Genomic DNA, 15,428 nt, shown 5'->3' with positions numbered 1-15,428 from the left:
TCCCCACCGACGAGCAGTAGAGGGCAGAATCCGTGAGCGCGAAGAAGGTCCCATCCGGCAAGTACACACCGGAGCAGACATCGAACAGGTTCACCTACATTCTCGGCGGCATCGCCATCCTGGTGATCGGTGTGCTCGTCGTCGGCGGTGTGCTGTGGTCCTCGGGTGGCAGCGGTCCCCGCAACGACGACTACGGCTCCGTGCAGAACGCCGCGGTGGAGGTGTCGATCGAGGACGACGGTGCGATCCTGCTGGGACGCCCCGACGCCCCGCGGACCGTCGACCTGTTCGAGGACCCGATGTGCCCGTACTGCGCCGAACTCGAGCACAAGCATTCGCAGGAGCTCGCCCAGGCGATCGACGACGGGCAGCTGGCGGTCCGGTACCGGATGCTCGCCTTCCTCGACCGGGCGTCGAGCAGCGGCGACTACTCGACCCGGGTGGTGGCTGCGGCGCAGTGTGTCGCCGAGAGCGGGGATGCCCGCGCGTTCTCCGCATTCCACAACGCCGTGCTGTCGCCCGACAACCAACCGGCCGAGGGTGGCAAGGGCGACATCGACAACGCGGGTCTCGCGCAGATGGCCCGCGACGCCGGTGCCTCCGAGGACGTCGCACAGTGCATCACCGACGGCACCCGGGTCGAGGAGGCCTCGGCCGACGCGGAGGCGGGACGTCAGCTGCTCGCGACGACCGGAGCGGCCGGTACCCCGGCCGTCGTGTACGAGGGAACCGTCGTCGACGCCCTCGGCAACGAGAACTGGGTGACCGAACTCGTCGGATAGATCGCACGGTGACGGGAGCGCGTCGGGTACGTGCTCCCGTCACCATCGCGCCGTCTACCAGGCGATTTGTTGGCGTCGAGCGCGATGGTGTAGTTTTCTGTCAGCGCGAAGGAGTCACCGGAGCGCAACGGTACAACCGAATACGGGGCTATGGCGCAGCTGGTAGCGCACCACACTGGCAGTGTGGGGGTCAGGGGTTCGAGTCCCCTTAGCTCCACAAGATCGCTACAGGCGAGAGTTCACGCTCTCGCCTGTAGTCTTCGGTGACGGTCCCCGTCAGGGCCGTGCAAGGGGCTATGGCGCAGCTGGTAGCGCACCACACTGGCAGTGTGGGGGTCAGGGGTTCGAGTCCCCTTAGCTCCACCCCTCGGACATTATCCTCGCAGCGGCTCTTCTTGCAGCTCTGCGGTGGCCCCGTCGATCGCGAGGCCACCGCGAAGCACGATCTCAGTGCGTCGAGCCGGCGGACGTGTACAACGTCATTCCCCATCCCACCGTCGTGCGCTCGGGTTCCGCGAGGCCGGCCGCCTCGAACAGCGCCACGTGGTCCTCGTGCGTACGACCCCCACCACCGCTGAGCGCGAAGTCGACGAGGTCGTCCTCGTAGTCGTGTTCACCGGCGTTCTCGTCGAGCACGTTGCCGAAGACGAGGATCCGGCCGCCCGGGTTCAGTCCGGCCGCCGCCTGCTGCAGCACGTGCCCGGCATCGGCGTCGGGCAGTTCGTTCAGCCGCCCGGTCAGCAGCACCGCGTCGACCGGTTCGGGTCGGGCCTCGAGCATGCTGCCCGGCGCGTACGCGACCCGCTCGTGCTCGCCGTGGACGCGGCGCAGCACCTCGATCTCCGACGGCGCGGCCACCACGGTCGCTCGTGCCGACGGGTTCGCCGTGACGAAGGCGTGGGCGTAGGAACCCGCCGCCTCACCGGCGACCACCATGGTCGAGACGTCGGTGGGCACCTTCGCGACGAGGGCGCCGGCGAAGTACGCCGCCATCTCCGCTTCCTGCTCGTACCGGTCCGCCGACAGAGCGATGTCGTCCGCGACGCGCTGCGCGAAGCTCTTCCCGAACCGCTCAGCGTCGTCCCCGTGGCCCGTACGGACGGCGGCGAGCAGCGCGAGCATGCCCGCCAGTTCCCGCTGCGCGTGCACGCCGTCGAGGCGGAGTTCCTCGATGTGGTGGTCGTCCTCGAGTTCGCGGCCGACGCCGGTGAGCCGGAACCGGCCCTCGCCGAGGTCCTCGGCCACCCCGAGGGCGACGAGATAGCGCAGCAGCCTGCCCAGGCCGGTGCGGTCCGCCCCCGTCTTGACGGCGAGTTCGTCGACGGTGCGCGGCGAGGCGTCGAAGGCTGCCGCCAGGCCGATGGTCGCCGCGACCCGCAGTGCGAAACCCGGTGCGATCTCGGCCAATTCGTCGAAGCGGTCGCGCTCGTCCTCGGTCGCCTCGAAATCGGGCAGGGAGGCGTCGGCCTCCGATACCGCGACCTCCTGGCGCCGCCAGTATCCGGTGACCTCCACCTGTTCCTTGGGAAGGCCCTTCTCGTTGCGCAGCCACCGCCGGATCGGGGTGAGCGTGAGGGCCTCACCGGCCACCCACGCGAAGACCTTCCCGTCCCACCACTCGGCGTTCGTGACGGCATCGAACAACAGCGTCGTCGTGCCCGGTTCGGCGCCGTCGCGGCCGAGCCAGGTCAGCTCCACCCCGTCGGGGACGGGCAGATCCTGACGGTGGGTGTCGTCGGCGATCTCGACGAAGACCTGACCACGTGCTCCGGCCGGCCAGTTCTCGAGCCAGCGCCCGATGGCCGGCAGCGCCGTCTCGTCGCCCGCCACGAGCGTCCAGTCCACGCCCTGCGGGTGTCCTGCCGACGACTTCGGTCCGGCGATCTGGATCGTCTCACCGGGCTCCGCGCGGTACGACCAGCTCGACGCGGGACCCACGCCGTGGCGCACGAAGTCCACGTCGATCTCGCCGGCGACCGGATCCCAGCGCCGGACGGTGTAGGTGCGCATGAGCAGCTTCGGATCGCGCGGCCAGTTCACCACGCCGTCGGCCTGGGTAGGGCCGAGGGCCTCGTCGAGGTCGGGATGCTTGAACATCAACTTGAACTCGTCGTCCACACCGTCCGACCGGAACGCGCCGACCGGATATCCGTTCGGTGCGACGTGCGCCTGCAACTGTTCGCCCCCGAGGGTCACCCGCCGCATCCCGGGGCTCACGTCCGTCACGCGGAGCACCGTCAGGTACCGCGTGGTGATCGGGAAGACCTCGATGGGGCGAAGGCTACGAGCCATGTGTGCGTTCTCCTGGACCGGGGATCGTGGACGGCGGGACGACCGGGCCTTCCGGCATGCGGCGACCAGCGCTTAGGCGAACCTTACTTCAGACGGCCTTCGGTTGCCTCGACCCGTCCTGACCCGCGCGGCGACCGTTCGCGTACAGCTCGTCGACGAGACGGGCGTACCGGGCGAGCACGCGATCGCGGATCGGGCGCCCGGCCGGGTCGAGATCGTCCGCGTCCGGAGGTGTGCTCACCGTAGTGAACCGGCGGATGCGTTCCCACGGGTCCGATCGGGCGTTGAGCTGCTCCAGCGCGGCCGCGACGACCGACTCCGGTGCCGTGGTGAACACGAGGCCGACACAGTAGGGGCGCATCTCCCCGGCCACGACGAGTTCGCTGCCGGGGCAGACCCGCCGCCAGCGGCCGGCGAGCGCGGTCGGCCCGACGTACTTGCCGGTGCTGGTCTTGAACGTGTCCTTGCGGTGGCCGGTGACGGTGACGAAGCCGTCGGCGTCGATCTCGGCGAGGTCGCCCGTGTGGAACCAGCCGTCGGCGTCGAGTGCGGCAGCGGTCTCCGCCGGATCGTCGTGGTACCCGGTCATCACCCCGGGACTACGGATGAGGAGTTCGCCGGTGTCTGCGACCCGAACCTCGGTGCCACGCAGTGGCCGGCCGACGGTGCCGGGACGGTGCGAGCCCAGCAGGTTCACACACGAGGGCCCGGACGTCTCCGTGATCCCGTACCCCTCGAGCACCGGCACACCGAGCCGTTCGAGCCGCTCGGCGATCGCATCGGACAGCCGCGCGGAACCGGAGATGACGAAGCGCAACCGGCCTCCGAGCTCGTCCCGCTCGAGCCGGGCGATCTTCTCGAGGACGTGCGGGACCGAGCCGAGGAAGGTCGGACGGACCGTTCGCAGATTCGCGGTGACCCGGTCGGCGCGGCCGTCGACGGCGGTGCTCACGCCCGCGTGCATCGCCATGAGCAGGAGCGACCGGCCGAACACGTGCGCGAGCGGAAGCCACAGCAGTTGGCGGTCGGAGGACGAGATCATCCCGGTCTGCGCGACGGCTCGGGCACCGTAGGTCGTGCTCCGATGGGTCAGGCACGCGCCTTTGGTGCGGCCGTCCTCGCACGCGGTGTAGATCAGCGCGGCCGGATCGTCCGGTGACAGCGCCGCGATCCGTCGCCCGACGGCGTCGGGCGTGGTGTGCAACAGACTGCGCCCTTCGGCGGCGAGCTCGTCGAGACGGTCGAGTCGCTGCAGGGAGGTCTCGAGCACCGGTCGATCGGCGATCGCCAGCACGGCATGTGCGCGGCGGATCTGGTCCCGCGCCTCGTCGTCGCGTGTCGCCGGATAGATCGGCACGGAGACACCGGCCGCGCACGCCACGGCGAGGTCGGCGACGACGGACCGGTAACAGGTGGTCGCGCAGATCGCGACGCGCATCCCGGGTTCGACACCGCGAGCGATCAAGCCCGCCGCGAGCTCGACGACCTCCCGTCGTACCTCCGACCATGTGGACGGGCGCCACCGTTCCCCGTCGGGACGCAGGTAGGCGACGGAATCGGGGGAGCGGGACACCCGGTCGAGCAGCAGACCCGGCACGGTCGCCGGGAACCCGTCGCGGCCGCCGACCGCGGTCGCGCTTCCCGTTGCCGCTCGGCGGTCCGCCACTGTTCGCAGCACCTCCCGCGGACGAGGATCGACGCCGCCCGGTGCCGACGGGCGCGTTGCCGGGTGTCGCACATGTTACCGCCGCTCGAACCCCGAGGGGCGCAAGTGCGCAGTACACGGGCGCCGATATCGTGGGCACGTGAGTCCCACCGCCCGTCGTCCCGAGGTCCTGATCGCCGAGTTGCGCGACGTCCTCACCGGTCCGCTCGCGGAGATCGCACAGCGCTTCTCCACCTACGTCGCCGACCTCGCTCCGCACAGCGCCATGGTGATCTTCACGAGGGAATGCACGGGCAGACCACGGAAGGTGGCCGGTGACCCGTCGATCGTCGACCGGGTGACCATCGCCGAACTCGACCGGGTGCGGAGCGAACTCACCGTGGGGGAGATCCGTCGCGGCCGCATCCGCGTCGCGGGGCGCGATCGCGAGGTGTGCGCGATCCTCGACAGTACGGACACGCTGTTGCTGTTCGTGCCGCGTGGCGCGCGGGCGACCGCCTCGGCGCTCGAACTCGTGCGAGCGGCGTTCGGCGTGGTCGCCACCGGGATCCGGCTCCAGGTGCACACCGCGAGCCCGGCATATCTTGCGGAATCGAGGGCCGCTTCGGCCGAGCGGGCCCGCACCGTCGCCGAACTCACCGAGTCGCACGCCGTGACCCTCGAGACGATCCTCGCGACCCTGCGGTCGAAGGATCTCGACGATACCCGCGCCCGGACCACGGCGCGGGAGACGGCGACCGAGGCGCTGATCGGTCTGCGGTCGGCGGTGGACCTGCACCGCGAACTCGCGGAGGAGGCGCTGACCACCGCGTTCGCCCGACTGCACGGCGAACTGCGCGAGCTGGTGCGCCACCGTCGGCTCGACCTGCAGATGGTCGCCCCGCAGGTGGGTGGACGGGGACTGCCGGGCGAGGTGGCGCATGCGGCCCGCGCGATCGCCCGGGGTGCGGTGCTGGCGATGTCGGGGCAGACCGACGTGACACGGGTCCGGGTCGCGTGGAGTTGCGACAACTCGACTCTGCTGGTGGATGTGCGCGACGACGGCACCGGCGAGATCGAGGTCGCCGAACTCGAACGTCAGCTCCGTGATCGCGTCGAAACCCTGGGCGGAAGTATCGAATCCGAATCGACTCCCGGCTGGGGGACGCGGCTCGCGGTGAGCTTCCCGCTCGACCTGCCGGTCGCTGCGACGGACGGGCAGACGCTCGATGCGCTCGCCGCCCTCGCGCCGCGCGAGATCGAGGTGCTCGAGCATCTGGTGGCGGGACGCCGCAACCGCGTCATCGCCGAACGTCTCGGCGTGAGCGAGTCGACGGTGAAATTCCACGTGGCGGGGGTACTACGAAAGCTCGGCGTCAGCACTCGCGGTGAGGCCGCGGCTCTCGGTGCAGAGGCCGGGGTCCGCGCCGCGGGCTGACGCCGAGTGCTCGGTCGTCGTCGACTACCCGAGGTGGGTCAGGCAGCCGGCCGGATCGACGTCGTCGTCGGAGCGACGGTCGTCGTCGGCGTTCCGGAGGAGGTGGTCTCCCCGGCTCCCGTGGTGGTCTCACCCGTCGCCGGGGTCGTGCTCTCCGACGGTGTCGGTGCCGGGGCCGGGGCCGTGGTGGTCACCGGGGTGGGCGTGGCTGCCGGCGCACCGGCTTCGGGTGCGAGCGGGGCCACCGGCGCGGCGGGATCGCCTGCGGGTGCCGGTACGCCGTCGACGGAGGCGGGCACGCTGCTGTCGACGACCGCCGCACCGTCGGTCTCGGTCGCGGACGGCGAGATTTCCGGTGTCGTGGACGCCTCGGCCGTCTCGGCCTTCGCCGTCTCCTCGGCGATCAGGAGGACTGCGGCCTGGTCGACCTTCTTCGGGTCGACCTTCTTGCCGTCCTTGGCCTCCTTGGCCAGGTGCTCGAGCCATGCGGCGGCGTACTCGACGGTGGACGTGCCCTTACCGTCGATGTCGTCGTCCCAGTAGTCGAAGTGGTGACCGTAGTGGTCCCGGGTCTCCTCGTTGTAGCCGAAGGTCTGGTCGTAGGGGTCGGCGAGCACCACCGCGAGGGTGTTCTGGTTGCTCCTGATGAACCCGACGACCTCCTTGACGATCTTCTCCGGCAGGTACGCGAGGTTCGACAGACGCTCCGCGGGGATCGGGGCCTCGGCACCGCTCTCGCCGGTGGCGTCGGAGGCCACAGGCGTGGTGGGGCGTGCGGTGGCGGGGTCGTAGCTGGGGTCGGAGACCTTGATCAGCACCTCGAGGAAGGTCTCGTCCGAACGCATCCAGTCCGGGTTCGCCGAGATGTCGGCGAGGGCGAGCAGCGCGACCCTGCCCATGACCTGGGCCAGGTCGGCGCCCGTCGCGGGGGTGAGACCCTCGCGCTCGAGCGCATCACCGTTGACCTGACGGCCCACGTTCGCGAGCAGTTCGATCAGCGCGATGTTCTCGGGTGCCGAACAGGTGAAGTCGCCCTCGGAGCAGAACGACGCAACCTTGCCGGCGAGCTTGCCGAAGTCGCCGCTGGTACCGGGAAGCACTCCGCGGCCGGGGACGGGATCTGCACCCGGCTGGTACGGACGGTCGAAGCCGTCGGGGTTCGTGCCGTTCTGCGAACCCGGGAAGAATCCTTCGCCTTCCTTGCGGCCGGCGTCGGAGAGGATGACGACGCCGCTGACGGCGTCGGGATCGATGATGTCCCAGGAACCGTCCTCGCCCTTCTCCTGCGCACCGATCTGCATCGCGGCGCGGCGCGCGACGTCGGCGCCCTCACTGAAGCCGACGATGGCGAACTGGGTGTCGGGGCAGGACCGCCGGATGGCCTTCATGACCTCGATGGTGTTCTCGGCGCCCTTGTCCACCGCGTTCTCGTAACTGGCGAGGTCGGCCGGGTACTCGATGTAGATGGCCGCGTAGCCCTCGCCGTTCGCGTGCTCTCCCATCGGGGCGTTGATCACCGGATCCACCCACATACTGTTGTAGGCGCCCTGCTGGCCGGCAGGAAGCCTTTTGCCGTTCTCGTCGACGAGCATCTTCGACTCGTCGCGAGGGATGTCGCCGCGACCGCCGATACCCAGGCTGACCATGTCGTGACATTCGGTGGTCTTCGCGAGGCCGGCGAGATACGGGTCGGCCACGGTGGGGGTGTCCTGCTGGGGTAGCACGATCGCGGCCGCTGCCACGACTCCGAGTGCGGTGGGAGCGAAGACGCCGGCGAGAATTCTCCGACGCGACAGCGACTTTCGAAGTGCCATGGGCCTCTACCAATCCGTTTCTCACCGAGGAATTGCCGGCCCGCCGAAGTGCGACGGGTCGTAACGGATTTCGTGAAGGCCGGTCGGAGCGTTACATGGAGACGGCTTTTCCGAGGTGGCGGCGGTGAACACTTCTGTGAGCACCGGACGCGGAATCCGAGGGAAATACACCAATCGGGCAATGGGGAAGTCGGATGGCCTCCTGGCCGTTCGGCGGGGTCGGACCCGTCGAACGATCAGGAGCAGAGCGTCGCGGGAGTGGCTAGGGTCGGAATCACCGGAAGTCGGAATCACCGGACACAGCCGGTCGCATCACGAAACGGAGACACCATGTCGCAAACAGTCCGCGGAGTCGTCGCTCGCTCGAAGGGAGCGCCTGTGGAGGTCGTGCCCATCGTGATCCCCGATCCCGGACCCGGTGAGGTCGTCGTCGCGATCGCCGCGTGCGGGGTGTGCCACACGGATCTGCACTACCGCGAGGGTGGCATCAACGACGAGTTCCCGTTCCTGCTCGGCCACGAGGCCGCCGGTGTCGTCGAGTCCGTCGGTGAGGGTGTCGACTCCGTCGCCGTGGGCGACTTCGTCGTCCTGAACTGGCGCGCGGTGTGCGGACAGTGTCGCGCGTGCAAGCGCGGTCAGCCGCAGTACTGCTTCGACACCTTCAACGCCACGCAGAAGATGACGCTCGAGGACGGCACCGAGCTCACCCCGGCGCTGGGCATCGGCGCGTTCGCCGACAAGACCCTCGTGCACGCCGGCCAGTGCACCAAGGTCGACCCGAGTGCCGATCCGGCCGTCGTGGGCCTGCTCGGTTGCGGTGTCATGGCCGGTCTCGGCGCCGCCGTCAACACCGGCGGAGTGTCGCGTGGCCAGTCCGTCGCGGTCATCGGCTGTGGCGGTGTCGGCGACGCCGCGATCATGGGGGCGCGTCTGGCGGGCGCAGGCACGATCATCGCCGTCGACCGCGACGACAAGAAGCTCGAGTGGGCCACCGATCTCGGCGCCACCCACACCGTCAACTCCACCTCGGTCGACGCGGTCGAGGCGATCAAGGAACTGACGGGCGGTTTCGGTGCCGACGTCGTCATCGAGGCCGTGGGCCGTCCGGAGACCTACAAGCAGGCCTTCTATGCCCGCGATCTCGCCGGCACCGTCGTCCTCGTGGGTGTGCCCACCCCGGACATGACCCTCGAGATGCCGCTGATCGACTTCTTCTCGCACGGCGGCTCGCTCAAGAGCTCGTGGTACGGCGACTGCCTGCCCGAGCGCGACTTCCCGACCTACGTCGACCTCTACCAGCAGGGGCGTCTGCCGCTCGAGAAGTTCGTCACCGAGCGCATCGGCATCGACGACGTCGAGAAGGCCTTCGAGACGATGCACCGCGGTGAGGTGCTGCGTTCGGTGGTGGTCCTGTGAGCACCTCTCCGATCCGCGTCGACCGCGTCGTCACCTCGGGCACCTTCGAGCTCGACGGCGGCGAATGGGAGGTCGACAACAACATCTGGCTCGTCGGCGACGACTCCGAGGTGGTCGTCATCGATGCCGCGCACACCGCGCAGCCGATCATCGACGCCGTCGGTGGGCGGAAGGTCGTGGCGATCGTATGCACGCACGCCCACAACGACCACATCACGGTGGCGCCCGAACTGTCGGAGAAGCTCGACGCGCCGATCCTGCTCAACCCGGCCGACGACATGCTGTGGGAGATGACCCATCCGGGTGTCGCACACGGCACGCTCGAGGACGGGGAGCGGATCCGGGTTGCCGGCACCGACATCCAGGCGATCGCCACACCGGGTCACTCACCGGGCTCGACCTGCCTGTACCTGCCGGAGGCGGGTGAGCTGTTCAGCGGCGACACCCTGTTCTCCGGCGGGCCGGGCGCGACGGGCCGCTCGTTCTCGGACTTCCCGACCATCATCGGGTCGATCCGCGACAAGCTCTTCGTCCTGCCCGCGGAGACCACGGTCCACACCGGTCACGGCGACGGCACCACCATCGGTACCGAGTCGCCGCATCTCGAGGAGTGGATCAAGCGCGGCAGCTGATGCCGCCGGTGCGCGGTTCCGGTAGCGGCGGCTACCGGAACCGCACACGCGCACACCGCTAGTCTCACCTTCATGGCGAAGAAGCAGATCCCGGTGATCGTGGTGGCCGGATTTCTCGGCGCGGGGAAGACGACGCTGCTCAACCACCTTCTGCGTAATACCCGCGGTGCGCGGATCGGCGTGATCGTCAACGACTTCGGCTCGGTCAACATCGATTCCATGATGGTCGCCGGGCAGGTCGACTCGATGGTTTCGCTCAGCAACGGATGCCTGTGCTGCGCAGTCGATGTCAGCGACATGGACGCGATGCTCGACAAGCTCGCCCACCGCTCGTCCGATCTCGACGTCATCGTCGTCGAGGCCAGCGGACTCGCCGAGCCCCGCAACATGATCCGGCTCGTCGCCGGCTCGGAGAACGAATACGTCACCTACGGCGGCCTCGTGCTCGTCGTCGACGCGGTGGAGTTCGCCGCGACCGCAGCGCAGCATCCCGAACTCGAACAACACGTCGCTCTCGCAGATCTGGTGCTGGTCAACAAGACCGACCGCATCGACGGTGACGCTCACGACGATCTGCTGACCCGCCTGTGCCGGCTCAATTCCCGCGCGGCGGTCGTCTCCACCGACCACGGCCGCATCGACCCGGCGCTGTTGTTCGACATCCCGGAGCGTCCGGATCCCCGGCCCGGGGAACAGCTCACCCTCGACGAACTGCTCTACGAGCAGGACGAGCACGACCACACCCATCTGCACGAGGGCTACGACGCGATCACCTTCGAGGCCGCAGATGCACTGCACCCCCGCGTGCTGGTCGATTTCCTCGAGAACCAGCCCGCAGGGGTGTTCCGTATCAAGGGATATGTGCGTGTCACCGCCGGATTGCACACCGCCGACTATCTGGTGCACACCGTGGGCGACCACATCCGGTTCGACACGGTGGGCCGACGGGACGATGTGCCCGACGGGACGCAACTCGTCGTCATCGGCGCCGATCTCGACGCCGACGACGTACGGGAGCGATTACGGCGCTGTGTGCCGACCGAACCGGTGTCCGCGGACGCGATGTACGCGATACACCGGTTCACACCCCGCTGACGCGGGCGGTCGGACTCAGCGTGCAGCGGAGGTGCGGCGCTGGGGGCGGCGGCGGCCACCGGTTGCGGCACCCTGACCGGCCGAACGCTGACCGCCGGTCGCACGCTGTCCTCCCGAGGAGCGCTGTCCATCCGCGGAACGCTGTCCGCTCGAGGAGGAGCGCTGCCCCGAACCGGAGCGCTGGGTGGAACCCTGACGGGGAGCCGACGTCCGCCGACCGCCGCCGTTGCGCTGCGGACGCGACGGCGCGGCAGCCTGCTTCGGAGCCGGCGGAACATGCGGCGCGATCTCGCCGACGAGCTCGAGCACGTGCTCGGAGTCCGCTGTCACCTTCACCGGGGTGACGTCGATCGCGGCCTTGCGCATGATGGCCGCGAGATCCTTGCGCTGGTCGGGCAGCACGACGGTCACGACGTCGCCCGTGCTGCCGGCGCGGGCGGTACGGCCCGAGCGGTGCAGGTATGCCTTGTGCTCGGCCGGAGGATCGACGTGCACGACGAGTTCGACGTCGTCGACGTGGACACCGCGCGCAGCGACATCCGTCGCGACGAGCACTCGGGCCTCACCCGACGAGAACGCGGCGAGATTGCGGTCGCGGGCGTTCTGCGAGAGGTTGCCGTGCAGGTCCACCGCCGGGATACCGGAGTCGGTGAGCTGCTTGGCGAGCTTGCGGGCCTGATGCTTGGTGCGCATGAACAGGATTCGGCGACCGGTACCCGACGCGAGGGTGCGGACGAGGTCCTTCTTCGCCTCCATGCCCGCGACATCGAAGACGTGGTGGGTCATCGCGGCGACGGGGGAGGTGGCCTCGTCGACCGAGTGCATGACCGGGTTCTTCAGGAACCGCTTGACGAGCTTGTCGACGCCGTTGTCCAGGGTGGCCGAGAACAGCAGCCGCTGACCGTCTTTCGGTGTCGCCGTCAGGATGCGGGTGACGCCCGGCAAGAATCCGAGGTCGGCCATGTGGTCGGCCTCGTCGAGCACCGTGACCTCGACGTCGTCGAGCGCGACGAACTTCTGGCGCATGAGATCTTCGAGGCGGCCCGGGCAGGCGATGACGATGTCGACACCGCGACGCAGGGCTTCGACCTGGCGCTTCTGCGACACGCCACCGAAGATCGTGGTGACCTTCAGTCCGGACGAATGCGCGAGCGGTTCGATCGCCGCGGCGATCTGGGTCGCCAATTCGCGGGTGGGTGCCAGGATCAGGCCGCGCGGCCGGCCGGCCGCCCGGGTGCTCCTGCCGGCGAGACGAGCGGCGAGCGGGATCGAGAAGGCCAGGGTCTTACCGCTGCCCGTGCGTCCGCGGCCGAGCACGTCGCGACCGGCGAGGGTGTCGGGGAGAGTGTCCACCTGGATGGGGAAGGGGCTGGTGATCCCGGCGTCGTTCAGCGTGGCGACGAGCGGGCGGGGCACCCCGAGATCGGAGAAGGATGTGGTCATGGAACAGCGCTGCCTTTCGATGCGGCGTGTGTGCACTCGACGGGCCGTGCCCGTGGTGCTGTGCGATCGCCGCAAGGAAAGCCGGTGCATCTGTGCGTACTGCATCTGTGCGTGCGGGCCGGGCACGATCCCGGGCCGCCGGTATCCCACGACGGTGGGTGTCGTCGTGACACCCGAACCATGTCACCCTACCGCATGTGCCGAGTGCCGCCCGCCGTCGTGGCTACAGGCCCACCCACTCCGACAGTCCCGCGGTGAAGTGCTGACGTTTCCAGATGGGCACCTCGGATTTGATGCGTTCCACCAGTTCGGCGCAGGTGGCGAAGGCTTCCGCGCGGTGTGGGGCGGCCACGGCCGCGACCAGCGCGAGATCGCCGATGGTGAGATCGCCCACTCGGTGCACCGCCGCGACCGGCAGTCCCGATGTCGCTGCAACGTCCTCGCAGCACCGCCGCAGGAAGGCTTCGGCATCGGGATGTGCCTGGTACTGCAGCGCGGTCACCGACTGCCCGCCGTCGTGGTTGCGGACGACGCCGGTGAAGACCACCACGGCACCGTGTTCGGCACCGGCCACCGCGGCGTCCACCGCCGCGGGATCCAGTGGCTCCGACGAGATCCGGGCCAGTAGTTCACTCATGAGCGCCGCCTCCTGCGACTTGGGCCAACAGATGGTCGAGGATCGGGTCGAGAGCGGCGAGACCGTCCTTCACCCCGCCGGGCGAGCCGGGCAGGTTCACGACGACCGTGCGGCCCACGAGACCGGCGACCCCCCGTGAGAGGACCGCGTGCGGGGTGGCCGCGAGTCCGCGCTGCCGGATCGACTCCGCGATACCGGGCAGTTCGCGATCGAGCAGCGCGAGAGTCGCTTCGGGGGTGGCGTCGGTGGGCGAAGCTCCGGTACCGCCGGTCGTGACGACGAGGGCCGGGCCCGGACGGACCGCGTCGGCGAGACCGGCGGCGATGTCGGCGTCCGCGTGGACGAGGGGGCCGCGGACAGCGAATCCCTTGTCCACGAGCCACGATCGGATGAGTGGTCCGGTGCGATCCTCGCGGGTGCCCGCGGCGACACCGGTCGATGCGACGACCACCGTGGCGGAGCGCCCCGACTGTTCCGGCAGTTGCTCTTCCGGCACCGGCTGCCCGTCCCGGTCGGCAGCGTCGTCGCGGGTCCAGTGGCCGCGCTTGCCGCCCTCCTTGGAGATCAATCGCACGCCGTCGAGAACGGCGGCCGGATCGACGGCTTTGACCATGTCGTGCAGGGTCAGGCCCGCGACGGCGACCGCGGTGAGTGCCTCCATCTCGACTCCGGTCGGACCCTTGGTCTTCGCGGTGCCCTCGATCGTGATCGAGGTGTCGGTGAAACCGAACATCACCTTCACCGACGACAGCGCCAGCTGATGACACAGGGGGATGAGTTCCCAGGTGCGTTTCGCCGCGGCGATACCCGCGATGCGCGCCGTCGCCAGGACGTCGGCCTTGGGCATGTCGTCGGCCCGGACGAGCGCGATCACCTCCGGGGTGGTGACGAGTTCGCCTGCCGCCACGGCGATTCGGGTGGTATCGGTCTTCGAGGAGACGTCCACCATGCGGGCACGTCCCTGGTCGTCCAGGTGGCTGAGATCGGTCACAGGATCCGTACTTTCACGAGGTCTCCGGCTTCGAGGGAGGTGGTGTCGGCGGGGATGTCGAGAAGCACGTCGGCGGCGGCGAGTCCGGCGACGAGATGCGACCCGTGCCCGCGGAAGGGGGTCACCCCGTTCTCGTCGAGCCGTCCCCGCAGGAACTGCCGGCGACCCGGGATCGACGTGAGATCGGTGGTGAGCGGTAGTTTCTCGCACACGACGGGCGGATAACCGGCGGCGGCCCGCAGTGCCGGTCGCGCGAACACCTCGAACGAGACGAGGGCGCTGACGGGATTGCCGGGGAAGGTCAGGATCGGGACACCGTCGACCACCGCGGTGCCCTGGGGTCCGCCCGGCTGCATCGCCACCGACACGAACTGCCCGCCCCGAGGCCCGAGCGTGTCCTTCACGACCTCGAAGTCGCCCTTCGACACCCCACCCGAGGTGAACACGACGTCGGCGACACCCACGGCGTGTCGGAGCATCGTCACGAACTCCTCGGGATCGTCGTGGCAATGGTCGATGGTCACGACGTCTGCGCCGTTGGCCGTCGCGCTCGCGGCCAGCGCAGGCCCGTTGGAATTGAAGATCTGGCCGGGGCCGAGTTCGCTCCCGGCCGTGACGAGTTCGCTGCCGGTCGAGATGATCGCGACCCGCGGCCGTGCACGGACAGGGATCGAGGTGAGACCGACGGCGGCGAGCGCGGCGATGTGACGGGCGGCGAGGACCGTGCCGGCGGGGAGCAGCAGATCGCCCTTGCGGACGTCGGTGCCCGCCTCACGCACGTAGGTTCCGGGCGTCACGCTGCGCTCGACGGTGACGGTGTCCGGGTCGGGGGAGAGGGTGTCCTCGACCGGAACGACGGCGTCGGCGCCGTCCGGGACGGGTGCGCCCGTCATGATCTTCAGCGCGTGACCCGGTTCGAGCACCGCGACGGTGTCGCCCGCGGCTACTACTCCCTGCACGGGCAGATCCGTGGGGATCGACGCGAGGTCGTGCGCGCGTACGGCGTAACCGTCCATCTGGGAGTTGCGGAAGGGCGGCAGGTCCAGCGGGGACTCGATGTCCTCCGCGAGTGTGCGGTGCAGTGCGTGGGCGAGCGGCACCCGCAGCGGGCTCTTCTCCCGCAACGGGCCGAGCAACTCCGCCACGTGCTGTTCGTGTTCCTCCACGGACCGCCTGCCGCTCGTCATGCCGCCATCCTAGGCACACGAGTGGCGTGCCCCACCGTCGACGATGCGCCGCGTGT

At 69.4% G+C, this 15,428-nt stretch carries 12 protein-coding genes and 2 tRNA genes; 7 read left to right on the top strand and 7 right to left on the bottom strand.

What is annotated here, in order from left to right:
- Positions 1 to 32: 32 nt before the first annotated feature.
- The 3 genes from EQ874_RS07140 (at position 33) to EQ874_RS07130 (ending at position 1,145) form a co-directional block, all read left to right on the top strand.
- On the top strand, positions 33 to 782 hold the full coding sequence (locus EQ874_RS07140; RefSeq protein ID WP_064065064.1) for a DsbA family protein: 750 nt from the start codon (positions 33 to 35) through the stop codon (positions 780 to 782).
- A gap of 144 nt (positions 783 to 926) precedes the next feature.
- Positions 927 to 999, top strand: a tRNA-Ala gene (locus tag EQ874_RS07135).
- A 73-nt stretch (positions 1,000 to 1,072) separates the two neighbouring features.
- Positions 1,073 to 1,145: transfer RNA gene (locus EQ874_RS07130), tRNA-Ala, on the top strand.
- 84 nt (positions 1,146 to 1,229) lie between these two features.
- Here EQ874_RS07130 and EQ874_RS07125 read toward each other — a convergent pair.
- Positions 1,230 to 3,074 carry a siderophore-interacting protein gene (locus EQ874_RS07125; protein ID WP_129976374.1) on the bottom strand — a complete coding sequence of 615 codons (1,845 nt, stop codon included), beginning with the start codon at positions 3,072 to 3,074 and terminating at the stop codon, positions 1,230 to 1,232.
- Positions 3,075 to 3,162: 88 nt separating this feature from the next.
- On the bottom strand, positions 3,163 to 4,740 hold the full coding sequence (locus EQ874_RS07120; protein ID WP_016934287.1) for an AMP-binding protein: 1,578 nt from the start codon (positions 4,738 to 4,740) through the stop codon (positions 3,163 to 3,165).
- Between the two features lie 139 nt (positions 4,741 to 4,879).
- Between EQ874_RS07120 and EQ874_RS07115 the strand changes: the two genes are divergently transcribed.
- Complete coding sequence (locus EQ874_RS07115; protein ID WP_129976373.1) at positions 4,880 to 6,157, top strand: LuxR C-terminal-related transcriptional regulator; 1,278 nt, start codon at positions 4,880 to 4,882, stop codon at positions 6,155 to 6,157.
- 38 nt (positions 6,158 to 6,195) lie between these two features.
- Here EQ874_RS07115 and EQ874_RS07110 read toward each other — a convergent pair whose 3' ends face one another.
- Positions 6,196 to 7,971, bottom strand: a complete 1,776-nt coding sequence (locus EQ874_RS07110) for a cutinase family protein (protein ID WP_129976372.1) — start codon at positions 7,969 to 7,971, stop codon at positions 6,196 to 6,198.
- 330 nt (positions 7,972 to 8,301) lie between these two features.
- On the opposite strand from EQ874_RS07110, the gene EQ874_RS07105 reads away from it, so the two are divergent.
- From EQ874_RS07105 to EQ874_RS07095, 3 genes are all read left to right on the top strand, one after another.
- Positions 8,302 to 9,387, top strand: a complete 1,086-nt coding sequence (locus EQ874_RS07105) for an S-(hydroxymethyl)mycothiol dehydrogenase (protein WP_129976371.1) — start codon at positions 8,302 to 8,304, stop codon at positions 9,385 to 9,387.
- Positions 9,384 to 10,019: an MBL fold metallo-hydrolase gene (locus tag EQ874_RS07100; protein ID WP_016934745.1), complete on the top strand. Its 636-nt coding sequence runs from the start codon at positions 9,384 to 9,386 to the stop codon at positions 10,017 to 10,019. The genes EQ874_RS07105 and EQ874_RS07100 overlap by 4 nt, the downstream gene beginning before the upstream one ends.
- A gap of 72 nt (positions 10,020 to 10,091) precedes the next feature.
- Positions 10,092 to 11,114 (top strand): GTP-binding protein, encoded by a 1,023-nt coding sequence (locus tag EQ874_RS07095; RefSeq protein ID WP_064065057.1) that lies wholly within the window; start codon positions 10,092 to 10,094, stop codon positions 11,112 to 11,114.
- A gap of 15 nt (positions 11,115 to 11,129) precedes the next feature.
- Here the strand turns inward: EQ874_RS07095 and EQ874_RS07090 are convergent, their stop codons facing one another.
- The 4 genes from EQ874_RS07090 to glp all read right to left on the bottom strand — a co-directional run bounded on the left by EQ874_RS07090 (position 11,130) and on the right by glp (position 15,372).
- Positions 11,130 to 12,557: a DEAD/DEAH box helicase gene (locus EQ874_RS07090; protein WP_129976370.1), complete on the bottom strand. Its 1,428-nt coding sequence runs from the start codon at positions 12,555 to 12,557 to the stop codon at positions 11,130 to 11,132.
- 223 nt (positions 12,558 to 12,780) lie between these two features.
- Positions 12,781 to 13,194, bottom strand: coding sequence for a molybdenum cofactor biosynthesis protein MoaE (locus EQ874_RS07085; RefSeq protein ID WP_064065055.1), 414 nt, complete (start codon positions 13,192 to 13,194; stop codon positions 12,781 to 12,783).
- A complete protein-coding gene (gene moaCB, locus EQ874_RS07080; RefSeq protein ID WP_129976369.1) occupies positions 13,187 to 14,185 on the bottom strand; it encodes a bifunctional molybdenum cofactor biosynthesis protein MoaC/MoaB in 999 nt (332 codons plus the stop codon). Before moaCB ends, EQ874_RS07085 begins: the two co-directional genes overlap by 8 nt.
- Positions 14,182 to 15,372, bottom strand: coding sequence for a gephyrin-like molybdotransferase Glp (glp, locus tag EQ874_RS07075; protein ID WP_064065053.1), 1,191 nt, complete (start codon positions 15,370 to 15,372; stop codon positions 14,182 to 14,184). Before glp ends, moaCB begins: the two co-directional genes overlap by 4 nt.
- Positions 15,373 to 15,428 lie beyond the last annotated feature (56 nt).

It is taken from the genome of Rhodococcus sp. Q1 (assembly GCF_004153645.1).
GTDB classification, from domain to species: Bacteria; Actinomycetota; Actinomycetes; order Mycobacteriales; family Mycobacteriaceae; genus Rhodococcus; species Rhodococcus gordoniae.
This window is presented reverse-complemented; position numbering and strand designations above follow the sequence as displayed.